Annotated in this window: 22 protein-coding genes and 1 tRNA gene; 13 read left to right on the top strand and 10 right to left on the bottom strand. The window is 59.4% G+C overall.

Translation table 11 applies throughout. The annotated features are described in order from the left end of the window. Positions 1–705: 705 nt before the first annotated feature. Positions 706–2700 (top strand): primary-amine oxidase, encoded by a 1995-nt coding sequence (locus NW852_RS01740; RefSeq protein WP_414363878.1) that lies wholly within the window; start codon positions 706–708, stop codon positions 2698–2700. A gap of 16 nt (positions 2701–2716) precedes the next feature. Here the strand turns inward: NW852_RS01740 and gatC are convergent, their stop codons facing one another. The 3 genes from gatC to NW852_RS01755 form a co-directional block, all read right to left on the bottom strand. Then, positions 2717–3010: an Asp-tRNA(Asn)/Glu-tRNA(Gln) amidotransferase subunit GatC gene (gatC, locus tag NW852_RS01745; protein ID WP_414363871.1), complete on the bottom strand. Its 294-nt coding sequence runs from the start codon at positions 3008–3010 to the stop codon at positions 2717–2719. Between the two features lie 90 nt (positions 3011–3100). Next, a complete protein-coding gene (locus NW852_RS01750; protein WP_011430196.1) occupies positions 3101–3622 on the bottom strand; it encodes a photosystem I assembly protein Ycf3 in 522 nt (173 codons plus the stop codon). Between the two features lie 77 nt (positions 3623–3699). After that, positions 3700–4005, bottom strand: a complete 306-nt coding sequence (locus tag NW852_RS01755) for a chlororespiratory reduction protein 7 (RefSeq protein WP_414363870.1) — start codon at positions 4003–4005, stop codon at positions 3700–3702. A 122-nt stretch (positions 4006–4127) separates the two neighbouring features. Here NW852_RS01755 and trpS point away from each other — a divergent pair, with 122 nt between their 5' ends. Then, on the top strand, positions 4128–5123 hold the full coding sequence (trpS, locus tag NW852_RS01760; RefSeq protein WP_414363869.1) for a tryptophan--tRNA ligase: 996 nt from the start codon (positions 4128–4130) through the stop codon (positions 5121–5123). Positions 5124–5135: 12 nt separating this feature from the next. On the opposite strand, the gene NW852_RS01765 is transcribed toward trpS, so the two are convergent. After that, positions 5136–6137, bottom strand: a complete 1002-nt coding sequence (locus NW852_RS01765; RefSeq protein WP_414363868.1) for a DMT family transporter — start codon at positions 6135–6137, stop codon at positions 5136–5138. Between the two features lie 95 nt (positions 6138–6232). Between NW852_RS01765 and truB the strand changes: the two genes are divergently transcribed. Both truB and apcB read left to right on the top strand, forming a co-directional pair. After that, positions 6233–7132 carry a tRNA pseudouridine(55) synthase TruB gene (gene truB, locus NW852_RS01770; RefSeq protein ID WP_414370733.1) on the top strand — a complete coding sequence of 300 codons (900 nt, stop codon included), beginning with the start codon at positions 6233–6235 and terminating at the stop codon, positions 7130–7132. A gap of 225 nt (positions 7133–7357) precedes the next feature. Continuing rightward, on the top strand, positions 7358–7861 hold the full coding sequence (gene apcB, locus NW852_RS01775) for an allophycocyanin subunit beta (protein ID WP_414363866.1): 504 nt from the start codon (positions 7358–7360) through the stop codon (positions 7859–7861). 1 nt (position 7862) lies between these two features. On the opposite strand, the gene NW852_RS01780 is transcribed toward apcB, so the two are convergent. Further along, a complete protein-coding gene (locus tag NW852_RS01780; protein ID WP_414370731.1) occupies positions 7863–8540 on the bottom strand; it encodes a TIGR03943 family putative permease subunit in 678 nt (225 codons plus the stop codon). Positions 8541–9448: 908 nt separating this feature from the next. Here NW852_RS01780 and NW852_RS01785 point away from each other — a divergent pair. The 5 genes from NW852_RS01785 to NW852_RS01805 all read left to right on the top strand — a co-directional run bounded on the left by NW852_RS01785 (position 9449) and on the right by NW852_RS01805 (position 13690). After that, positions 9449–10450, top strand: a complete 1002-nt coding sequence (locus tag NW852_RS01785; protein ID WP_414363864.1) for a zinc-dependent alcohol dehydrogenase family protein — start codon at positions 9449–9451, stop codon at positions 10448–10450. 35 nt (positions 10451–10485) lie between these two features. Next, entirely contained in the window at positions 10486–11055 is a 570-nt protein-coding gene (locus NW852_RS01790) for a hypothetical protein (RefSeq protein WP_414363863.1), read from the top strand. A gap of 55 nt (positions 11056–11110) precedes the next feature. Then, positions 11111–12682, top strand: coding sequence for an AAA family ATPase (locus NW852_RS01795; RefSeq protein WP_414370833.1), 1572 nt, complete (start codon positions 11111–11113; stop codon positions 12680–12682). A gap of 221 nt (positions 12683–12903) precedes the next feature. Beyond that, entirely contained in the window at positions 12904–13557 is a 654-nt protein-coding gene (locus NW852_RS01800; protein ID WP_414370831.1) for a Crp/Fnr family transcriptional regulator, read from the top strand. Between the two features lie 60 nt (positions 13558–13617). Further along, positions 13618–13690 (top strand) — tRNA-Phe (locus NW852_RS01805). Between the two features lie 114 nt (positions 13691–13804). Here NW852_RS01805 and NW852_RS01810 read toward each other — a convergent pair. Both NW852_RS01810 and NW852_RS01815 read right to left on the bottom strand, forming a co-directional pair. After that, entirely contained in the window at positions 13805–14803 is a 999-nt protein-coding gene (locus NW852_RS01810; RefSeq protein WP_414386384.1) for an ABC transporter permease, read from the bottom strand. A 56-nt stretch (positions 14804–14859) separates the two neighbouring features. After that, on the bottom strand, positions 14860–15666 hold the full coding sequence (locus NW852_RS01815) for an ABC transporter ATP-binding protein (RefSeq protein ID WP_414363861.1): 807 nt from the start codon (positions 15664–15666) through the stop codon (positions 14860–14862). A 553-nt stretch (positions 15667–16219) separates the two neighbouring features. On the opposite strand from NW852_RS01815, the gene argJ reads away from it, so the two are divergent. Further along, positions 16220–17440: a bifunctional glutamate N-acetyltransferase/amino-acid acetyltransferase ArgJ gene (gene argJ / locus NW852_RS01820; RefSeq protein WP_414363860.1), complete on the top strand. Its 1221-nt coding sequence runs from the start codon at positions 16220–16222 to the stop codon at positions 17438–17440. A gap of 23 nt (positions 17441–17463) precedes the next feature. On the opposite strand, the gene psbH is transcribed toward argJ, so the two are convergent. Continuing rightward, positions 17464–17667: a photosystem II reaction center phosphoprotein PsbH gene (gene psbH, locus NW852_RS01825; RefSeq protein ID WP_011430181.1), complete on the bottom strand. Its 204-nt coding sequence runs from the start codon at positions 17665–17667 to the stop codon at positions 17464–17466. Positions 17668–17857: 190 nt separating this feature from the next. On the opposite strand from psbH, the gene psbN reads away from it, so the two are divergent. Together psbN and dapF are read left to right on the top strand one after the other, a co-directional pair. Further along, entirely contained in the window at positions 17858–17989 is a 132-nt protein-coding gene (gene psbN / locus NW852_RS01830) for a photosystem II reaction center protein PsbN (RefSeq protein WP_414363859.1), read from the top strand. Positions 17990–18015: 26 nt separating this feature from the next. After that, a complete protein-coding gene (gene dapF / locus NW852_RS01835) occupies positions 18016–18885 on the top strand; it encodes a diaminopimelate epimerase (protein ID WP_414370727.1) in 870 nt (289 codons plus the stop codon). Positions 18886–18891: 6 nt separating this feature from the next. Here dapF and NW852_RS01840 read toward each other — a convergent pair whose 3' ends face one another. Then, complete coding sequence (locus NW852_RS01840) at positions 18892–19545, bottom strand: hypothetical protein (protein WP_414398600.1); 654 nt, start codon at positions 19543–19545, stop codon at positions 18892–18894. An 84-nt stretch (positions 19546–19629) separates the two neighbouring features. Then, positions 19630–20145 (bottom strand): hypothetical protein, encoded by a 516-nt coding sequence (locus NW852_RS01845; RefSeq protein ID WP_414363856.1) that lies wholly within the window; start codon positions 20143–20145, stop codon positions 19630–19632. Between the two features lie 265 nt (positions 20146–20410). Here NW852_RS01845 and pcrA point away from each other — a divergent pair, with 265 nt between their 5' ends. Then, positions 20411–22744 carry a DNA helicase PcrA gene (gene pcrA, locus NW852_RS01850; protein WP_414370725.1) on the top strand — a complete coding sequence of 778 codons (2334 nt, stop codon included), beginning with the start codon at positions 20411–20413 and terminating at the stop codon, positions 22742–22744. The last annotated feature ends 271 nt before the right edge of the window (positions 22745–23015 follow it).

Consider the following 23015-nt stretch of genomic DNA (forward strand, 5'->3'; position numbering starts at 1 on the left):
AGTACTCTGCTCAAAGATGTGTTAGCCAATACAAGTTCTTTACTTCACGCTAAACTTCAGATCCGGAGAGCCGACTCTTGCCCGCAGCTTGTGGCCGAGGGGGGAGCCTCTGCTATAGTAATGGGTAGTTGCGCCTTGGATCCCAACACTGGGGATCCCCCTAGCAGGTGGGGTTAGGGCAAGCCGAAATGAGTTCGCGTTGAGAAGAGAGCAGTGCTGCATCAAGCTCCTTCCTTGCGGCTGCGCCCTAAGCCTGCGTGAAGCGTTGATTCTTTTTTATGCTGCCCTATGCCACGTTTGGCCTAAAGAAATTGCTGCTGCTTTTGAGCGGGGATCTTTTCCCTCGGAAGCCTATAGTTAGTTTCTGGCGATTGTTCGATATTTTTCGGTTTGCGGTAACGCGGCTGCTCAAGGTGCCGCTGCCCTCTTCCTTTGGTTAGCGGGCAGAGACAACCCAACGGATGGGGATAACCTCAGGTTGGGCTAGCTGGCGAAGGTGAGGTTGTCCCCAAGAACGAGTTCTTTGAGCCTATCCTCTTGCCGGCCAGGGTTGCCAAAGTTGCCTGTGGCAACGGTCAGGTTGTCCTGTACGGGCTGATGGCTAGCTTAGAGCACCTGGGGTGGCAGGCAAGGGGATCCCTGCGGCATTTTTCAACGGATCGTCACCCAGCCAATTCACTTTCTGTAGAATTCAAGGTTATTTCTGTGATTTGTGAACTTCCTCGCAGTCCTCAGCCTGCTCTGCAGGAGCAGGAGCGACCGCTTTCTGCCACAACCGCGGCTGTCCGGCCCGAATGGCCAAGCCACCCCCTGGATCCCTTGAATGGCGAAGAAATCCGGCAAGTGGTCAAAATCCTGCGTCAGGAGCGCCCTCTTGCTTCCCGCTGCCGCTTTGTCACCATCCAACTGCAGGAGCCGGAGCGGCCCTGGATGGAAGCTTGGCAACCGGGCCAACCCTGGGATCGGCAGGCGTTTGTGGTGCTGTTGGATCCCGCCGAGGGCAGCACCTACGAGGCGGTGGTCTCCCTCTCTCGGCAGCAGGTGTGCTCTTGGCAGCTCGTCCCCGGCGTGCAGCCGCCCCTTTTGGACGATGAGGTCTACGCCTGTGACCGCTTGCTCAAGGAGGATCCCCAATTTCTGGCCGCCCTGCAGCGGCGGGGCATTGCCGATGTGGAGCGGGTGATGGTGGACTACTGGACGGTGGGCTACTTTGGGATCCCGGAAGAAGAGGGGCGGCGGCTGGTGCGGGGTCTGTGTTTCCTGCGCACTTCCCCTTACGACAATGGCTATGCCCGTCCCCTCGAAGGCCTCTACCCCTGGATTGACCTCAACCAAATGCAGGTGATCAAGGTGGAGGATCGCGGCCCCTGGCCTCTGCCCCCGGAAGATGGCAATTTTGACGAGATCTTCTTCAAAGAGTTTCGCCGAGATTTGAAGCCTTTGGAAATTACTCAGCCCCAAGGGGTGAGCTTCCAAGTAGAAGGCCACCACATCCGCTGGCAGAAGTGGGATCTGCGCATCAGCTTTAACCCCCGCGAGGGGCTGGTGCTGCATCAGGTGAGCTATGAGGATCAGGGCCGCCTTCGCCCCATCCTCTATCGGGCTTCGGTAGCCGAGATGGTGGTGCCCTACGGGGATCCACGGGATCCCCACTGTCGCAAGAACGCCTTTGACGTGGGGGAATACGGCATCGGCATGCAGGCCAATTCCCTGCGCCTGGGCTGCGACTGCCTGGGGGAGATCTACTACTTCGATGCCTGGCTGCCCAGCAACAGCGGTGAGCCCATGCTCCTCAAAAACGCCATCTGCATGCACGAGGAGGACTTTGGCGTGCTCTGGAAGCACACCGACTGGCGCACGGAGCGAGCTCAGGTGCGGCGCTCGCGGCGGCTGGTGCTCTCTTTCTTTACCACCATCGGCAACTACGACTACGGCTTTTTCTGGTACTTCTACCAGGACGGCACGCTGGAGTTCGAGGCCAAGCTCACCGGCATCATCAACACCTGCGCCACCCTGCCGGGGGAGGAACCGGAGTTTGGCGTCTTGGTAGCGCCCCAATTGTCTGGCCTCAACCACCAGCACTTTTTTACCGTGCGCCTGGACATGGCGGTGGATGGGCCGGGCAACTCCCTCTACGAAGTCCATGCCGAGCCGCTGCCCTTGGGGCCGGATAACCCCTACGGCAACGCCTTCCGCGCCCGCTCCACCTTGTTGAGCACTGAGCAGGAAGCCAAGCAAACGGTGGATCCCTTGCGGGGGCGCTACTGGAAGATTGTCAACCCCAACCGCCACAACCGCCTGGGGCAGCCGGTGGCCTACAAGTTGCTCCCAGGAGAGAATGTCCGGTTCCTGGCCCACCCCGACTCCTGGCTGTATCGACGGGCAGGGTATTTGGCCCACCACCTCTGGGCCACGCCCTATCATCCTGGCGAGAAGTTCCCGGCGGGGGACTACCCCAACCAACACCCCGGTGGGGAAGGGCTGGTGAAATGGACACAAGCCAACCGATCCCTAGAAAATACCCGCCTGGTGCTCTGGTACAGCTTTGGCTGCAACCACTTCCCCCGCACCGAAGACTGGCCGGTGATGCCGGTTAGCTACATTGGCTTTCTGCTCAAGCCGTTGGGCTTCTTTGAGTGCAACCCGGCTTTGGATGTGCCCCCTCCCCCGCCGAAGAGCAAAAGCTGTTGTGGCTCGTAGCCGCACTGCAAGGTGGCTAGTCTTCCTCCTCGAGGATGCGAGGCACCTTGAAGAACATGTCAGCGCGGTCGGGGGCGTTGGCCAGGATCCCTTCAATGTCGGGGTAGGGCTCCACTTCATCGGGGCGAGTGGGCAACTCCATGTCCAACACGTGAAAGGTGGGCTCTACCCCTTCTGTATCCAGCTCTTTCAGTTGTTCCACATAGGCCAGGATGTCTGCCAGTTGTTGGGTGAACTGGATTTCTTCCTCCTCGGTTAGCTCCAGCCGCGCGAGGTGGGCGACGTGTCGTACTTCCTCGCGTTTCAGCATCTTCCCCTCCTGCCGGCAGGTTACCGGGTTACTCAGCTAGCTTTTAATTGTCTAACCAGTCTAGCTAAACTCAGGCACTTGGGAGAAAGCTCAATACAGCTCCAGGTTGGCGCGTCCCGTGGTCTTGAGCCAGTTTTGCGCCTCGATATAGTTGTTGGGCGCAATGCGAATGGCCCGGATCCAGTATTGAGCTGCCTCATCGAACAGGGCCTCTGCTGTCTCCTCGTCCCCGGCCTGCAGGCTCTGCTCGCCCTTGTGGTGCAGCAAGACGGCAATGTTATTTAGGGCAGAACAGAGGCGGGGATTCAGCTCCAGGGCCTGGTGGTAGTACTCCAGGGCTTTGTCCAGTTCGCCATTGCTCTGGTAGATCAGGCCCATGTTGTAGAGGATGTAGCTGCGGTCTTCGTCGTCTTGCTCCAGGGCCAGGGCTTCTCGGTAGTTTTCTAAGGCCTCGGCATATTCTCCCTCGCTCTGGGCCGCCATGCCGTCCCGGTAGTAGGCAAAGGCCTTCTTCTGTTCAGGACTCACCCCCGGCATCAGCTTCAGGATCAGGTCAGCCATGACGGTGAAGGTTTTGTCGATGAAGTTGTCGTTCTTCATGCTGCGCGGCATGATTGACCCCCTTAGAGCGCAGGACTGGGTATCTCTTCTTTGCGTTGTAGCATGCCTGTGGGATCCCGAGCGTGGCCTTAAGCCGGATGCTGGCCTGGGCGAGAAGAAGCTGAGGGGCGCTTGCGCAGGCGTACAGGGTGCCACTGCACGGTTTCGCCGGGAGAGACCTCCACCTCACAGGCTGTGTCGATAAGCCGCTGCGCCTGGGCTTGAGGGGTGGGGTAGCGGGCCAGATCTGCATCCACCAGGTGGGGATACTCCTGCAGCAGTTGCACAAGGAACTCCTGCAATTCCTCAGGGGTGAGAAATTGCTCCGGCAGGCCTGGGATCAGCAGCACGTAGTGGTTGGCAGCACGCAGCAGTTCTGGCTCCGGGTCTGCCATGGTTTCGGGTTGGTGTCTTTCTTCCCTCATAAACCAACGGGTTGCAGCTCTCTTGATATCCTGAACAAAGACTTTCTGGGTTCTCGTCCCCCCTCTTATTGGCGTTTGAGATTGCTTTTCCTATGTCCAAGCCCCGCACGCTTTCTGGAATCCAGCCCTCCGGCGAGTTGCACCTGGGCAATTACCTGGGGGCCATTAAAAACTGGGTGGCCGAGCAGGAGCACTACGAGAACTTCTTTTGCATTGTGGATCAACATGCCATTACTGTGCCCCAGGATCCCAAGCTGCTGAGGGAGCGCACCCGTTCTCTGTTTGCCCTCTACCTGGCCTGTGGCCTTAGCCTGGAGCACTGTGTGCTGTTTGTGCAGTCCCACGTGCCCGCCCACACAGAGCTGGCCTGGCTGTTCACCACCATTACCCCCATGAACTGGGCGGAACGCATGATCCAATACAAAGAAAAAAAAGAGAAACAGGGGGAGGAGACCAGCGTTGGCCTGTTCAGCTACCCGATTTTGCAGGCGGCGGATATTCTCCTCTACCAGCCCAAGTATGTGCCGGTAGGGGAGGATCAGCGGCAGCATATTGAGCTGTGTCGGGATATTGCCCGCCGCTTTAACGACCGCTTTGGCGAGGTGTTTGTGATCCCAGAGGCCCTGATTCGCCCGCAGGGGGCGCGGATCATGAGCTTGACCGATGGCACCCGCAAAATGTCTAAGTCGGATCCCTCGGATTTCAGCCGCATTCACCTGCTAGACGACCCCGACACGATCCGCAAGAAGATCCAAAAATGTAAGACCGACTCGATTCGGGGCATCACCTTCGACGACCCGGCACGCCCGGAGGCCCACAATTTGCTGACGATCTACATGCTCACCTCCGGCAAAAGCAAGGAGGAGGTGGCGGCTGAGTGCGCTGAGATGGGGTGGGGACAGTTCAAACCCCTCCTCGCCGACAGCATTATCGCCACCCTAGAGCCCATTCAGCAGCGCTACCGAGAGCTCTGGAGCAACCCAGACTATCTGCTGGCGCTGATCCGGGAAAATGCCGCCAAGGCTCGCGCTGTTGCCGAGCCAACGCTGCAAAGGGTGCGGGAGGCGATGGGGTTCCTGCCCCCCTAGGAGAAGGCTCCCTTAGTCGGGCCGGCCATCGCGGATCTCGACGGTGCTGAACTCCAGGCCCAGCTCCGAGAGGATCCCTGGCCAGGCCAAGCGCAGGCGCTCCTGCCACTCCTGCCGGTGGTTGATGACATACACGCAGACCAGGGTAATGCCCACTCCCACCCACTGCAGCCGGGTCAGGGTCTCGCCCAGGAAGGTGCTGCCGAAGAGAAGGGCAAAGATGGGGGTGAGAAACGTGAGGGAGCTGAATTCGGTGAGGTTTTCCTGGGAGGCGAAGTAGAAGAAGAGGGCGTAGGCCACGGCGCTCCCCAACACGGAGGCATAGAGCAGGCCCAGCCAGTGGGCGCCGCTCAGGTGCTGCCATTGCTCGCTTTCTGTTAGCGCCGAGAGCAGGATCAAGGGCAGGCTGCCCAACACCATGTGCCAGCCCGTCGCCAACACCGGATCGGCCACCTCCGCCACCTTGGGCATCATCACGGTGCCGATGGCCATCGACAGGGAAGCCAGCAACATCCAGACGACGCCAGCCCCCACCTGCAGGGATCCTTCCCCGCCGAGGCCGATAAGGCCAATGCCGACCACACCCAGCCCCAGACTCAGCCAGCCCAGGGATCCCATCCGCTCGCGGTAAAACCAGTTGGCCATCAAAGCCACCGCCAGCGGCTGCGAGTCGATCAGTACGGATCCCAGCCCGGCGCCGGTCTCTCTCAACCCTTGCGCCAAAAATCCCTGAAAACAGGTGCCGTCCACCAGGGCGAAGGCCAGGACCCACAGCCACCCTCGCCGCCCCTGGGGATGCCAGGGCTGAGATGCCTCAGAGGCCCGCCCTTGCCAAAGCCGAAAGGCCAAAACCAGGATCCCAGCGGGCAACAGCCGCAGAATGGCGATAAAGAGAGGGGTGGTCTCGGAGAGGGCATCTCGCATTGCCACCATCGCCGAGCCCCACAGGAAGAAAGGGGCGATCATCAACAGGCGTTGCCAGATAGGCTGAGGGAATAGGCCAGATTGCGCCATAGGTGCTTCAAGCTCGCAGACAGAAATTAACCCTATGTTAAGCGCTGCGGCAGTTCGGTTACAAATCTTAAAATTACTGATGGGTGATGCGCAGCATGGGATCCCTGGAGGGCTTTCTCAACCTGGATAAACCAGCAGGGCTCACCTCCCACGACTGTGTGGCGGTGGTGCGGCGGGTCTTGCGCACGCGCCAGGTGGGGCATGGTGGCACCTTGGATCCGGCGGCAACGGGAGTTCTGCCCATTGCCGTAGGGCGGGCGACGCGCTTTTTGGCCTTTCTGCCGGGGGATAAGGTCTATCGGGCAACCTTCCGCTTTGGGCAGCGCAGCGACACCGACGATGCCGAGGGGCAGATCCAGGTGGGATCCCCTTGTCCGGAGCTGAGCCGCGAGCAGGTGGAGGAATGTCTGCAGGAGTTTGTCGGCGAGATTGAGCAGGTGCCGCCTCTTTACAGCGCCATCAAGCGGCAGGGGAAAAAGCTCTATGAGCTGGCCCGGGCCGGGGCAAAGGCAGCAGAACTGGGGCTGGAGCCGCGGCGGGTGGTGATTCAGCACCTGCAGATCCTGGGCTGGCGCCCTGGCGAGTTCCCGGAAGTGGATCTGGAGATTGCCTGTGGCCCTGGCACCTACATCCGCGCCCTCGCCCGCGACCTGGGAGAGAAATTGGGCTGCGGAGGCTTGATGAGCCGCCTGCGACGGTTGCAAAGTGGCCCCTTTCGCATCCAAGAGAGCCTGCCCCTGGAGCAGTGGCAGGGATCTGCCGATCCCGCCGCCGCCCTGCTGCCGATTGAGTGGGGATTTCGCGGTTGGGACTCAGTATCCTTGTCTCCGGCTGAGGCGCAGCGCTGGCAACAAGGTCAGGCCATTCCCCTGGATCCTGCTCAGGCCACTGCCGAGACTCTGCGGGTGAAGAGCCAACAAGGAGCGTTCTTAGGGTTGGGACACTGCCAAGGCAGGCTGCTCAGGCCACTGCGGGTGCTGCTGCCGGATCCCTAGAGCGTTGCAGAAAGGTTACATTTTCGTAACAACATCTGCCATTGTCTCAGGAGAAGGCAGGAAAGAACCCCCCGCATGCTAAACTTCTGGGGGCAAGTGGGGAGCTTGGAGCGCTGCCGGTGTTGGGCTTTGGCTCGATTTTCCAAGGCTGGCCTTTGGACGTTGCCGGCAAAATTCTCATCTCAAGCTACTTTTACATAGAGTTACAGGAACGGAGTTGGGGATATGCGGGATGCCGTAACCACACTGATCAAAACCTACGACCTGACAGGCCGCTACCTGGATCGGAATGCCATGGACGCGCTCAAGGCCTTTTACGATTCGGGTCTGCGGCGCATCAAGGCCGTGAAGGTGATTAACCTCAACTCGGTGGACATTGTCAAGACGGCTGCCGCGGCTATGTTTGCCCAGGTGCCAGATCTGATCCGTCCGGGTGGCAACGCCTACACCACCCGCCGCTACGCCACCTGTTTGCGGGATATGGACTACTTCCTGCGCTACGCTTCCTACGCCCTGGTGGCTGCTGATACCAGCATCTTGGACGAGCGCGTCCTGGCTGGCCTGCGGGAAACCTACAACTCCCTGGGGGTGCCGATTGCTCCGACGGTGATCGGGATCCAGAACATGAAGCAGCGCACCCTGGAGCTGCTCGGCTCCGACGAGGATTACAGCTTTGTGGCCGAGCCCTTCGATTACATGAGCGCTAAACTCAGCGAAACCGACATCTAACCTACTCGTCGGCGTAGGGATTGGCCGGCACCGGCATTGGTTCCACCTGCTCGGCCAGGATTACCAACTGAGGCTGGCCATCCCGTTGCTCCACGGCCATTCGTCCTTCCAGACGCAGCCAACTGTCCGGAGCCAGCTCCTCCGAGCGGAACCAGCGCACTGGCAAGCCGACCGGGTAGGCATCGGCAGCGCAGCAACTCACCAAAAAGCGAGCGATGACAAAGTGGTCAGGTTGCTCGTCAGGAACGACGAACCCCTGCACCCGCACCGGCTGGCCCTCATAGGTATAGGGATCTGGGTAGACATCCAGGCTGCGCACCCAGTCCAGCAGGGTGCGCTGGCGTGGGTCAATCTTGGGACGAAAAGCCTGCGGCTGGCTGCGAGAGGCACCCAGATAGGGAGATACCCCCCGGTTGAGGGCCGTCTGGCTGGAGAGGGGACGGGGCTCGACCCAAAACCCCAGCAGCGCCGTCAGGATCAAGAGCGCCGCCCCCAGGCGCGGCCCCAACAGGGAGACATGGCTTTCCGAGGGCGCGACTTTGGCCCCCCGCCACCGGCTAATCCCCAGGCCCAGTAGGCACAGGCCGGCCAGCAGAGCCACGTTTACGTAGGCGGGGTTAATCAACAGCGGCAGGGTGCCCCGCCAGCGGTAGACGATGAGCAGGCTCCCCAAGAGCATTAACCCAGCAGCATCCCAATAGGCTGGGTTACCCCAGCAGAGCCAGGAGGCCGATCCAAGGCCACCTCTGTTTACTTTTGACCGCGCCTTGCCGCCGAGAGAGCCAGAACCACCTACGGGCATGGGCTAGCGCTTGCCTCCACAACTCCGAAGCTTATTGACACTCCCACCGCCTAAAGGTGGGGAATTCTTACGCCGTTCAACAACGAACTCGTAAAGACGCTGTCAAGACACCTCTAGACAGTTCCTTGAGGCAAAGCTCCAAGGTTCTGCTTGCTTTTCTGTTCGCGTCAACGGGATGGAGTCCTTGCAGGTTGGCTGAGACGTTGTCATCTCCCAGCCACTTGCCACCGGTTGGGTTTCTCACCGTGATTAGGTGCTCGCCTGGGAACGGTACGCCTTCTCGGCAAGTATACTCAACTATACTACTGACGAGCACCTAAAGTTGCTTACGGGCGCGGGGCTAGCAAGCTATCCTTCTGGGCAATGTAAGGGATCCCTGCCTTCCCAGGCGCGGTTCTCTTGGCTTATGCTAGTGAACAACTCCCGACACTCATCTTCGTTGAGTCAACACAACATGGCTTACGCCACGCTGCGCCAACCGATAGCGTATGGGCTTCACGCTTCCCAGACTTGTGTATACAGAGGTCTCAGCGTGCTGCTATCATGCAACCCACGGCGGGAAACTCTCCAGAGATTTAACTTGTTTTGCTCAATTGTAGGACGAACGGCTTTCATCCCGACACGGATTGGCTCTTGAGTCAACACAATTCACCAATACGATGCGGGGCTTCCCGCCGATTAAGCTAACCATTGTTCAGAGACCCCCTTGCCGGTGTATCCTCGGTAGCGCAGTGGCAAGTGCGGGGCAGCAGGTCGAGCCAAACCAAGCCTGAACACCTGAGAAGATGAAAGCCATCCTCATGAGCGTGCCCGGGGGGCCGGAGGTTTTGCAGCTTCAGGAGGTGCCCGACCCTGAGATCCGCGGCGAGCGGGAGCTACGTGTCCGCCTTAGGGCCGCCGGCGTCAACCCCATCGACACCAAGCTGCGGCGGCGAGGCACCTTCTACCCCGAAGAGATGCCGGCCATTTTGGGATGTGATGGTGCCGGCGTTGTAGAAGCCGTAGGATCTGGGGTCAGGCAGTTTCAAGTTGGAGACGAAGTTTACTTCTGCCACGGCGGCCTGGGCAGGCAGGCGGGGAACTACGCCGAGCTGATCGTGGTCGATGAGCGCTTTGTCGCTCCCAAGCCCAAGTCCCTCAGCTTTGCCGAGGCTGCCGCTGCCCCCCTGGTGCTGATCACCGCTTGGGAAGCCCTCTACGACCGGGGACGGTTGCAGGCTGGCCAAAAGGTGCTTATCCACGCCGGGGCAGGGGGTGTCGGCCATGTGGCCATCCAACTGGCCCGTCTGCGGGGATGCCAAGTGGCTACCACTGTGAGCACGCCGGAAAAGGCCGAGTTTGTCCGTTCCCTGGGAGCCAGCTTGCCCATCTTCTATCGCCAGACCAACTTTGTGCGAGCCGTTCTGGATTGGACGGAGGAGGAGGGAGTGGATCTTGCTCTCGATACCCTTGGCGGCCCAGTGCTGGAGCAGACCTTCCCTGCCGTGCGCGTGTACGGCGATCTCGTGACCCTGCTGGCGCCAGCCCCAGAGACCGATTGGCGGGTGGCCCGCGACCGCAACTTGCGAGTGAGCTTTGAGCTGATGCTCACCCCGATGCTGAAGAACCTTATCGTTGCCCGGCAAAACCAGGCGGAGATCCTCCGGCAGTGCGCCCGCCTCATTGACCAAGGCCAACTGCACATCCGGCTCAGCCACACCTTTCCCCTGGCCGAAGCGGCTGCCGCTCACCGGCTGCTGGAACAGGGATCCGTTTTGGGCAAAATTGCCTTAACCATCTCCGACTAGGCATGCTGGAGGAGGCCCTGCCCGGATCCGAGTCTATGGCCACTCCTCTCACCCCTCACCTGTTGGAGAACGAGAGTTTCTACGAGAATGCCCTCTGCTGGCTAGGGCGACCGCAGACGGCCTATCGGCTGCTGAGCGAAGCGGTTTTTCCGGCCATCTCCTCTTGGGTGCGGGGAGAGGTGGACAGCTACTCCTTCAATCACTGGCAACCGGAGGACGTGCGCACCTTTCTCTACCCGGTGGTGGTTCTGGGAGACCAGGAGACCCTTGTTCTCGCCAGCGAGGCCCTGCTCCTCTGCGGCAGCGGCAACTACTACAACCCCTGTGACTTGGCCATTGTGGTCTTCGTGCAGCAGCCCCAAGAGCTGTTCAGCCAACTGATGCAACGCATCCGCCGCGCCGAAGCCATCATCACCCGCGGACCGGAGGTGCGCATGCTCTCTGAACAGGTGAGCCTGGCCAAACGGGGGCGAGACTACATCAACACGAAGTATCTGGTCTGGCCCTACGCCCTTTCTGCTGCCGCTCAAGATACTTTGGTCAAACAGGGGATTAGCGTTATCCGTCTTTCACCGCAAGCGGCCGCCCTGCCCTTGGGAGACTAAGCTGAGGGCAATTTGGAGGAAAATGGGGATCCCTGACTTTTCCGTCTCCATCTTTATGGCCGATGCCCACCTGCCGCCGCTAATCCAAGCGATGTTGGAGCCGGGGTTTTACCCCCATCCGGTGCGGGAGCCGATTCAGCTCGTCCAAACCCACATTTCCTACGTTTTCTTGACAGGGGACTACGCCTATAAGGTGAAGAAGCCTCTGGATTTTGGCTTTTTGAATTTCACCACCCTGGAGCGGCGACGCCACTTTTGTCAAGAAGAGCTGCGCCTGAACCAGCGCGGCGCGCCGGGGCTTTATCTACAGGTGTTGCCCATTGTGCAAGCCAAGGGCCGGTTTCAGCTTGACGGCAGTGGCGAGCCCGTGGAGTACACCCTCAAAATGCGGCAGTTTCCCCAAGAGCAACTCTTCAGCAACCTCCTCGAGCGGGGGGAGCTGACCCCAGCCTTGATGGAGGAGCTAGGGCGGGCGGTGGCGGCCTTTCACGCCCAGGCGGAGACCAACGACTACATTCGCAGCTTTGGCCGGCCAGAGCGGGTGCGGGAGGCCTTCGACGAGAATTACGCCCAAACCCAGCGCTACATCGGCGGCCCTCAGACGGTTGATCAATATCGGGAGACGCAAGCCTACACGGATCGCTTTTTTGCCGAGCGGCAGGAGCTGTTTTACCAGAGGATGGCCCAAGACCGCATCCGCGAAGGCCACGGGGATCTACATCTTGGCAACCTCTGTTGGTGGGAAGGCCAGATCTTGCTGTTTGATTGCATTGAGTTCAACGAGGCCTTCCGCTTTGTGGATACGATGTACGACGTCTCCTATGCGGTGATGGATTTGGACGCTCGCCACCGCCCCGATCTGGGCAATGCCTATTTGAACACCTATCTGGAAGAAACGGGTGACTGGGAAGGACTAAAGATCTTGCCCATTTACCTCAATCGCCAGGCCTATGTGCGGGCCAAGGTCACCTCTTTTTTGCTGGACGATCCTGCCGCCTCGGAAGCTTCCAAAGCCAATGCCTTCCACACTGCCGCCCGCTACTACCGCCTGGCCTGGGAATACACCCTTCCCAAACAGGGGCAGTTGTTTTTGATGGCTGGCCTGTCGGGAGCAGGCAAAAGTACGGTGGCCCGCTACCTGGCCCGCCAGCGGGGGGCCATCCACATTCGCTCCGACGCCGTGCGCAAGCACTTGGCCGGGATCCCTCTGCGGCAGCGGGGGGGGCCAGAGGTGTATACGCCCGAGATGACCGACAAGACTTATCGCCGCCTGGTGCAGTTGGGAGTGGATTTGGCCCGGGAAGGTTACAGCGTGATTCTGGACGCCAAGTTTGACCGGCAAGCGCTGCGGGGCATGGCGATTGAACAGGCCCAACAGTGCGGGATCCCGTTGCGCATCCTCTACTGCCATGCTCCTGAACCTGTCCTCCGAGAGCGCCTACAACGGCGAACACTCCCTTCATCGGGCCCGGGTGAGCTGCTGAACGTCGCCGACATTGCCGATGCCACCGCCGATCTCCTTGCCCAGCAGCAGGCGCAGTGGCAGGACTTTTCCGAGGGGGAGCGGCGTTTTCTACAGGTTTTGGATACCAGCCAAGATTGGCAAGCGCAACTGCAGCGGAGCTAGGTCTCGACTCAAACTGACCAACCTCGGGAGAATGGTTACCAGCAAAGTGCATTCTGCCGTTTCCAGGTTAGAGGCTGGCCGCAGCCCCTGTTAAACAGGGATCCGGATCCCAGGCGGCGGTCAGGTGAAGAGTTTTTCTCTGGGAAGAGAGTTGGGCAAGAATCGAGGCGGTGCAGGAGGAGCCAAGGGTGAGCGAGGTAAGGGCTGAAGATTTACGCCTGATGTTTCTGTTTGAAGGCTTTTCCCCTGAAGTGCTAGAGCCGCTGGCTCGCCAGATGTCGCTGCGCTCCCACCCTGTTAACCAGGCCATCCTGTTACAGAACGACTGGGGCAACGCCGTCTATTTCATCCTAGAGGGTTGGGTCAAGATTCGCACTCACGATCTGGAGGGCCGGGAGGTTACCCTCACCATTCTTGGCCCAGGGGAGATCTTCGGGGAAATGGCCGCCTTGGACGAGGCGCCCCGCTCCAGCGATGTGATTGCCCTGACAGCCACCAAGGTCTGCTGTCTGTCGGCCCAGAACTTTCTGGCTCTTTTGGCTGCCGATGCGCAGGTTGCCATCCGCCTTGCCCAGCTCATGTCGCGACGTTTACGGCAGATCAACCGTCGCCTGCAATTGCGGGAGGCCAGCAGCGTCGCTCGCGTCGCCGATATCCTGCTCTTCTTGGCGGAGTCGCGGGGGTGGGTCGGTCGCAAGGGGGTAGAAATCCCCAATTTGCCCCATCGGGAGCTGAGCAGCTTGAGTGGCCTTGCCCGGGAAACGGTTACCCGCGTCCTTGCCAAGCTGGAGCAGGAGGAGCTGATCCGCCGGGATCGGCAGCGGGACATCCTCTGTATCCCCCAGATGGATGCCCTGGAAAAGCTAATTGGCTAAAGTGAGGGTCGCCACCCGTTGCCAAAAGCCCTCTCGGCATCCTAAAATAATGGTTCCAGAGCCGGGATAGCTCAGTTGGTAGAGCAGAGGACTGAAAATCCTCGTGTCACCAGTTCGAGTCTGGTTCCTGGCATCTGCCAATAACAGGTCAAGATGGGCTCAGGTCTGCAACCTGAGCCTTTTTGTTGCCGGGAATTCCCAGTTTTTGCCTTTTGCGAAACCGCTTCTGCCGGCTCTATGGCAAAAATCAGTTCTCGCGGCGCACAGCGCTCTCGTGCCATCTGCCCAATATCTTGTCTGACAAAGCGCTCAAAGCCACAAAGATCAGGATCCCTAGGCCGGTAACCAGCACCAAGGCGGCAAACATGCGAGGCACCTGCAAATTAAAGCTAGAGATCAAGATTTGGTAGGCGATCCCGGCCCGTTGCCCACCGGTGCCGGCGACAAACTCCGCCACCACGGCCCCGATCAAAGAAAGGCCACCGCTAATGCGCAGGCCCCCCAGAAAATAGGGCAGAGCACTGGGCAGACGCAAGTAGATCAAGGTTTGCCAGCGATTGGCCTTGTACAGTTGAAACAGGTTGAGCAGGTTGTGATCGACACTGTTTAATCCCAGGGTGGTGTTGGAGATAATTGGGAAAAAGGCGACAATCCAAGCGCAAACCACCATTGCAGCAAACGTATTGTTGCGCAGCCAGATGATGATCAGCGGCGCGATGGAAACAATGGGCGTTGTTTGCAAAATCACCGCATAGGGAAAGAGGCTGCGCTCAATCCATTTGCTCTGGGCAAACAAAATCGCCAACAAAAGCCCTGAGACCGTGGCCAAAAGGAACGCCACCACCGTAATTTGCAGGGTGATCAAAAGGGAAGGAAAAAGGGATCCCCAGTCTCGCACCAGGGTTTGCACCACCAAAATCGGCCCCGGCAATAGATAGGGGGGCACCCCCGTTAGCCGCACAGCCACTTCCCAGCCCACCAGAAAAAGGATCCCGACGATCCCAGGGGCAATCACATCCAGGTTGAACCACTTGCGCAGATCCCATCCTTGCCCGGAGGTCGGCGGCGCAGAGCCAGACACCTTAGCCGCATCAGTGGGTTGGGGCCTGAGTTTTTCTTCCACCGCGCTGTTCAGTCGCGGCAGATCGCTATCCAGCCAGGGCCCAGAGGAGCGCTCCGGTGTGCCAAGCAGGGATCCCAGCCGGTGAGACAGCCAATCGAGAAGGAAACTGAAAGGACTTAGCATGGTGGAGGGGGAATCAAGGGCTCTAAGACCAGGAATGCCGCCAAAGGGGGATCCCGTCAGCGCAGCCGTCCGGCAGAGAGGGGGCACAGGTAGGGATCCTGATCCGTGTCGCGCATGGCCTCCCGCAAACGGGTCGCGACCTCCCGGCAATAGTCGTTGTAAAGGGGCGAGGTGCGAAACTCTTCCGAGCGGGGGTAGGGTGCCTCAATGGGGATATCCGCCACCACCCGCCCAGGGCGGGCTGCCATCACCACCACGCGGTTGGACAGATAGACAGCCTCGTAAATGTTGTGGGTAACAAAAATCACCGTCCAGCGCTTCTCCTGCCACAACTCGAGCAGTTCGCTGTTCAGCTTGCTGCGGGTAATCTCGTCCAAGGCGCCGAAGGGCTCGTCCATGAGCAGCACCTGGGGTTTGGTTACCAAGGCGCGGGCAATGGAAACCCGCATGCGCATACCGCCGGACAGCTCGCGGGGAAAACTGCGCTCAAACCCCCGCAGGCCCACCAGGTGGAGGGCTTCCAGAACCTCTCGTTCGGCTTTGGGCTGGGGCTCACCAGCCAACTTCAGAGGTAGGCGCACGTTGTCCATCACCGTTGCCCAGGGCATGAGGGCCGGCTCCTGAAACACAAAGGCCAATTTGGGTTGCCCCTGGGAGGTGTTTTGCCCCCATTCGATAGATCCCGTGGTTAGGTGGCCCAACCCAGCAATCAGCCGCAGCACCGTGCTTTTCCCGCAGCCAGAGGGCCCCACCAAGCTGACGAACTGCCCTTCCTGGATGGCCATGTTCATGTCTTGCAAAGCCACCGTGCCATTGGAATAGACCTTGCTGACATGGTTAAGGGTAATGACAGAGGCAGACATGGCTCGTGGTTCCCAGACCAGAAGACAAAGGGATCCCTTCTCCATCCAGAAAGAGAAGGACGCTCAGTACCATTAAAAAACACAGAGGGATAGCTGGGTAGCCCTGGACTTGAGGGCGGGACGGAAAATCCCGTCAGCAACTTTAGTTGCTCATCAATGGTATGGTTGCTACCAAGGTGGTACTGTTCCCAGGCGAGCCCCTAAAACGGTGAAAAACTCAGCCAGTGGCAAGCGTCCGGGAGAGACTAACATCTCAGCCAACCTGCAAGGACTCCGTCCCGCTGACGCGAACAGAAAAGCAAGCAGAACCTTGGAGCTTTGCCTCAAGGAACTGTCTAGAGGTGTCTTGACAGCGTCTTTACGAGTTCGTTGTTGAACGGCGTAAGAATTCCCCACCTTTAGGCGGTGGGAGGGTCAACCCCCGCCCTCCCTCAGATGTGGTTTCCAGAGAGTTTCTTGGGCAAAACTTGCCAGTTGCCAGCCCTGACCCTGAACCCCGGTCTGAGCGGCAAGCCGGTATGATAATGCCGATCACCCCTTAGCCCCAGAATCTATGGGATCCCAATTTAAACGGGTTGCAGGCGCCGTTACCGCCCCACGAGGGTTCCGCGCTGCTGGCGTGGCTGCCGGCCTCAAGCCCTCTGGAGCTGCCGATCTGGCTTTGATCGTCTCTGACTGCAATGCAGTGGGAGCTGGCGTTTTCACTACCAACCAGGTCAAGGCCGCTTGTGTTACCTATAACCAAAGGATCCTCGCCCAAGGGCAACCGGTGCGGGCCATCCTTTGCAACGCCGGCCAAGCCAACGCCTGTACAGGAGAAGAAGGGGAGCGCAACAACACCCAACTGGCTCTCTGGGTAGGAGAACGGCTGGGGATCCCGGCCCAACAGGTGCTCACTGCCTCGACAGGGGTGATCGGGCGGCAATTGGAAATGGCCAAAATCGAGGCAGCCCTGCCCCGCCTGATCGACAGCCTCTCGCCCACAGGAGGAGAGAGCGCCGCCCGCGCCATCCTCACCACCGACCTGGTAACCAAGAGTACAGCCCTAGAGGCCGAGATCGACGGCTACACCATCCGGGTGGGAGGCATTGCCAAGGGATCCGGCATGATCCACCCCAACTTGGCGACGATGCTGGCTTTCTTGACCTGCGACGCGGCTGTAGATCCCCACCTGTGGCAGCAGCTCCTCCAGCAGGCTGCCGACCTCAGCTTTAACCAAATCACCGTGGACGGGGATACTAGCACCAATGACATGGTACTGGCCCTGGCCAATGGCCAAAGCGGGATCCCCCCCCTGCAGGCCAGCACGGAAGCGGCCCAGACTCTGGCGGAGATGGTCGTTCAGGTCTGCATTGACCTGGCCAAGGCCATTGCCCGCGATGGGGAAGGGGCCACCAAGCTGCTGGAGATCCGGGTGCAGGGAGCTCCCAACGATAGGTCGGCCCGGCAGATGGCCCGCGTGATCGCCAGCTCTCCCCTGGTGAAGGCAGCAGTTTTTGGCAATGATCCCAACTGGGGACGAGTGGCCGCCGCTGCTGGGCGGTCTGGGATCCCCTTTGACAGCCGTCGCTTGGAGGTTCGCCTGGGGGATTTTCTGCTGTTGCAGGGGGGAATGCCTTTGGCTTTTGATCGCCAGGCAGCCTCCGAGTACCTAAAGAAAGGAGACCCAGTAGTCTTCACCGTGGATCTCCACCAGGGATCTGGCCAGGGCGTTGCCTGGGGCTGCGATCTCAGCTACGACTACGTACGCATCAACGCCGAGTACACCACCTAGACAGCCCGCGGCAGCCAGAAGAACTAGAAGCTGAGGCTCTCCCAGGAGACGTTGATGTCTTCCAGGAGCAGCGACTTGTTGTAGATCTGCAGGATGATCAGCAAAAAGATGCCAAACAGCACCATAAAGACCGCCATCAGAGGTGTGGTGCCCCAGCCAGGGGCCACCTTGCCGTATTCCGAGTTGAGGGGACGCAGCAGATCGCCCAGTTTGGTACGAATAGCCATAGGTTCTCGCGCTAGGTCAAAGAGAGGACAGGTTTACCCAGTCGGAGGTCAGCACGGCGGCAGATCCCAGCCAGACAGCCTCCTTTTAAGATCACGCTAACAGAATCTGGTCACTTCCCTTTGCCGCCGGCAATGAATTGTAAACTTGTGTAATATGTAGGGAGATTCTCTCAGAATTGAAGAGTTAGCTATGGAATCCACCCTTTCGCTGGTTGTGGCCATTGCGGCGACAACCATCTGCATCACCGCCTTTGCCATCTACACGGCCTTTGGCCCCCCTGCCAAAAACTTGCAGGATCCCTACGAGATGCACGAGGATTGAAGCCGGTCGTTTTGCGGTTCCAGTGCATGCCTGCTCGGTTACCCTCTCGTCTCCCCTTCCACAAATACCAAGGCCTGGGGAACGACTTCATCTTGGTGGACAACCGCCACCAGTCCCAGCCCTGTCTGACTCCAGAAGAGGCCGTTGCCCTGTGCAACCGCCGCTTTGGCGTGGGGGCAGATGGGGTTATCTTCCTGCTGCCGGGGCAGGCGGGGGCCGATTTCAGCATGCGCCTGTTCAACAGCGACGGCTCGGAGGCGGAAATGTGCGGCAACGGGATCCGCTGTTTGGCCCGCTTTTTACAGGATCTGGGGATCCCCGCTCAGGATGGTGCCTACCAGATCCACACCTTGGCGGGGCGGATTGTGCCGCGGGTGCAGCCCGATGGCCTGGTGACAGTGGACATGGGGATCCCTCGCCTGTTGGCCCAGCAGATTCCCACCACGCTGGCCGGGCCAGAGGAGAAGGTGATTCGGCAACCGCTCCCAGTGGCCGGGCGGGAGTGGCCGGTGACGGCGGTGAGCATGGGCAACCCCCATTGCGTGGTCTTTCTCGAGGAGGAGGGATCCCTGGAAGAGCTGGATCTGGAAAGGGTAGGCCCCCTGTTTGAGCATCACCCCGCCTTTCCGGAGCGCACCAACACCGAATTCGTGCAGGTGCTCAGCCCTAACCGCCTGCGGCTGCGGGTTTGGGAGCGAGGGGCAGGGGCGACGCTGGCCTGTGGAACAGGGGCTTGTGCCGCCCTAGTAGCTGCCGTCTTGGAAGAGCGGGCCAAGCCCCAAGCCACGGTAGAGCTGCCGGGAGGCAGCCTGGAGGTTCGCTGGGATCTTGACACCCAACACGTGTGGATGACAGGGCCAGCCCTGCCCGTTTTCAGCGGCACCACCGCCGATTGAGAGGTCTCAGGATCCCAGCCCCAGCAGGAGAAGAGCCAGCAGGGTGAGAATCCCATAGGCAGTGCTCCAACCCTGCCGCCAGATCAACGCCACTGCCAGGCCCAACAAGACCAGCCCCAGCCCCAGGCCGAGGCGTAGGAACAGAGGATGAACCCACTGGTTGAGGGAGCGTTTGAGCCAGGGGAAGATCACCCCCAAGCCGAAGGCCAACGCCACTGGGATCCAGTCGATCCCGCTCGTCCGCTCCCAGCCCAGCAGGTAGAGGCCACCCAGGCAAAGGCCCAAGCCAAAAAGCAGCACCCGCATGGTGGGATAGTCTTGCCGGTAGCTGGAGGCGCGGCTCCAAGCTCCCTCCGGCCTGCTCAGGGTCAACGGCTCAACCACAAAGCTTTCACTCCACTCCGGCGCTGCTTCAGTTTGACCACGGCACCAGAGGTAGACGTTGACTTTGCGCAACCCCTGCAGCAGTGAGGCCTCGACAGCGCTGCGCACCACCTCCATCACCTGCAGCGTGTCCACCACATCGCCGGGCAGCCGTTCCAGCAGCACATTCAGCACCTGACCCTTCAGCTCGGCGCGGCCAAACAGCCGCAGATCGGCTAGCTTGTAGTCGAGGATTTGGTTTAAGGTCTTGAGCTGGTGGCGCATGGATCCCGGCACCCAGCCGTTTTAAGGTTGTCCATAGCTCTGCTAAACCAGTTTAGCGGTTGGGAAGAGGCAGGGGAAAAGCGGGATCCAAGGCCGTCAAACGCGCGTGCGAATGCACTGGCGAATGCGGAGGTTAGATTGCTCCAGATCGGCGAACCCGCTCAGGAGGGTGCCTTGACTGTCCAAAAGCAGCAAGGCGGCCTGGCGGCGAAAATCGATCCCGGGCAGCACCTCGGCAGCCACCTCCTGCAGTTTTTGGATGGCTGATCCCTCGAAATCGACCGAGACATAGACAAACGGAGAAACCAAGCGGGGATCCGTCGGCACGCTGTCTCGAATGGCCTGCAAAACCAAATTGCGCACCAGCAGCAGCCCCCTGCCGTCTATCAGCACGATCTGGCGCAGGCGGGGATTTTGCCCAAACTCCAGGGCCAAACTTTTGGAGAGGGCCTCCGCTTGGGAGCGAGTTTGGCTGTTGGTCAAGATCAGCACCTGCAGGCCGTCGGAACTGCTTAAGTCAAGTGGATCCCCGGCAACGCTTTCCAGCTTGAGATCAAGAGAGGCGTTGGGACTGCCCTTGCTGGGGCAGTTGCCGGCTTGAGCTGGAGCCAACGGGCCCGCGGAGAGGAGAGCAAAGGTAGCAACCCCCAAAGCGATCAGTCTTTTTGGAAAGCCAAGCGGGCAGCAATTAGGTGGGGCCCCGCAACTAAGCAAAACTCGTTTCATAGCAGCAAGTTCTGGGGTGAGCTGGCCAAATCTTAACTAATCTTCATCTTTAGCTTTGGCGCTCTAGAGTACCTTTTGGGCTTCCCAAGCCTGTTGGGTTGCCAGCCAGCCTGCGCCCATAATGGAAAGCAGTTTCTCGTTGGCGGCAGATATGACTTCTGGCTCCTTGTTGGATGGCCTCAATCCTTCTCAACGCCAAGCGGTGCAACACTTTTGCGGCCCCTTGCTGGTGGTGGCGGGGGCAGGTTCCGGCAAGACGCGCACCCTTACCCACCGCATCGCCTACCTCATCCGCCACTATCGGGTGGATCTGGAGGAGATTTTGGCTGTTACCTTCACCAACAAGGCCGCCCGCGAAATGAAGGAGCGCATCGAGCAGCTTTTTGCCGAGCAGGAGGCACAGGAGCAGTTTGGGATCCCACTTGCGCAACTGGAGCCGGCCCAGGCAACGCGCTTGAAGTCCAGCGTTTACCGCCGCTGGATTAAGCCCCTCTGGATCGGCACGTTCCACAGCCTATTTGCCCAAGTCTTGCGCCTGGAGATTGAAAAGTACCAGGATCCCAAGGGACGCAAGTGGACTCGTGACTTCTCAATTTTCGATGAGTCGGACGCCCAATCCCTGGTTAAAGAGATTGTAACTAAGCAACTCAATTTAGATGAGCGCCAGTTCGATCCAAGATCGGTGCGGTACGCCATCAGCAAGGCCAAAAACCAGGGTTGGACTCCCGCCGATCTGGAGCGCCACCAGCCCAACTTCCGGGGCCGCATCCTGGCTCAGGTTTACGAGCTCTACGAAGATCAACTGGCGGCCAATAACGCCCTCGACTTCGACAACTTAATTTGGATCCCGGTACAGCTGTTTCGCCAAAATGAGCAGGTCTTGGCTTACTGGCACCAGCGCTTCCGGCACATTCTAGTGGACGAGTACCAAGACACCAACCGCACCCAGTATGAGCTGATCCGGCTGCTGGTCACCAACGGCGAGACCCGCAGATCTCAGTTGGATTGGAAAAACCGGTCGATCTTTGTCGTGGGAGATGCAGATCAAAGCATCTATCGCTTTCGTGGGGCAGACTTCACCATTTTGCTGGAGTTTCAAGAGACCTTTGGCGATGGCCTCCCAGATGACGATACCCGCACCCTGATCAAGCTGGAGGAAAACTATCGCTCTACAGCTACTATTTTGCAGGCAGCTAACGTCCTCATTGAGAAAAACACCGAGCGCATTGATAAAGTTCTCCGGCCAACTCGCCCCTTGGGCAATCCCATCGTTTGCTACCAGGCGGAGGACGAGATCGCTGAGGCTGAGTTTGTAGTCAACACCATCCGCAGGTTACACAGCCAAAATCCCAACTTTTCCTGGGGAGATTTTGCCATTCTCTACCGCACCAATGCCCAGTCTCGCCCCTTTGAAGAGGTTCTGCTGCGCTGGGGGATCCCTTACACCGTGGTGGGCGGGCCGCGATTTTACGATCGCAAAGAGATTAAGGATGTGCTGGCCTATTTGCGGGTTGTGCTCAACCCTGCCGATTCTTTTAGCCTGTTGCGCATTATCAATGTGCCGCGGCGGGGTATCGGCAAATCGACTCTGGACAAGCTAACCGAAGCGGCGGCTGCCTTAAATGTGCCCCTGTGGACTCTCCTCAGCGACGAGGCTGCTGTAACCAACTTGGTGGGGCGTTCCGCCAAGCCGGTCATCCAGTTTGTCCGGTTCATCGAACATTGGCACAAACAAGTGGCTCAGGTTTCTGCTGCCACTCTTTTGGAAGCATTGCTGCGGGATTCTGGCTATCTGGCAGATCTCAAGGCCCAGGGAGAGGCTGAGGAAAGAGTCGCCAACGTAATGGAGCTCTACAACGCCGCCCGTCAATTTGAAGAAGAACAGGAGGAGCCCAGCCTTGAGGCTTTCTTGAGCAATGTATCTTTGGCTTCGGATTTGGACAACCTTCAGGAGGGAGCTGAGAAAGTTTCGTTGATGACGTTGCACGCTTCCAAAGGGCTGGAGTTCCCGGTCGTATTTTTGGTGGGGGTAGAGCAGGGACTATTTCCCAATTTTCGGGCTTTGGAGGATCCCGCTGCTTTGGAAGAGGAACGGCGCCTCTGCTACGTGGGCATCACCCGCGCCCGCGAGCAATTGTTTATCTGCCACGCCAGCGAACGGCGGCTCTACGGCAACCGCGAATCTGCCATCCCCTCTCTATTTTTGAGTGAGCTGCCCCAAGAGCTGATCCAATGGGAGAGAGGCAGGGGGCTTTCGTTCTCCGCGGACAACATGGCTGCGGCCACGCCCAAGGCCAAGACCGCTCGCCGTCAGGGCCCCCAGCAGTGGGCGGTGGGAGATCGCCTGCAACACCCCAAATTTGGCCAGGGGCAAATTACTCACATCTTTGGTAGTGGTGACCAGGTTACCTTGGCCGTGAAATTTCCCGCCGTTGGCCGAAAAATTTTGGATCCCCGCATCGCGCCCATTCAAAAGCTCAGCTAGCTGGACTCAAAGGGGCTGTAGATGCCGGGTGGGCAGTCCAAAAAGAGAGGATTACTGCAAGTCTAGGAACCGCTCGCGGGAACGACGGACTTGCTGACCTGGCATGACACCTGAAGGGGGAACTTTGCGGCTGCTTGCGCCAGGGAGATGGCTCAGGGCCGTGGGGCAACCGTTTTCTGACTAGGAAGGATGCTAGTCTGGTGAAGCAGAAACTTTGGGCAGTGGCAGCTCCCGCCTGGCAGGGCTTAGCGGCAGAGGATGTCCCTGCCAG

It is taken from the genome of Synechococcus sp. H60.1 (assembly GCF_047462335.1).
GTDB lineage: Bacteria > Cyanobacteriota > Cyanobacteriia > Thermostichales > Thermostichaceae > Thermostichus.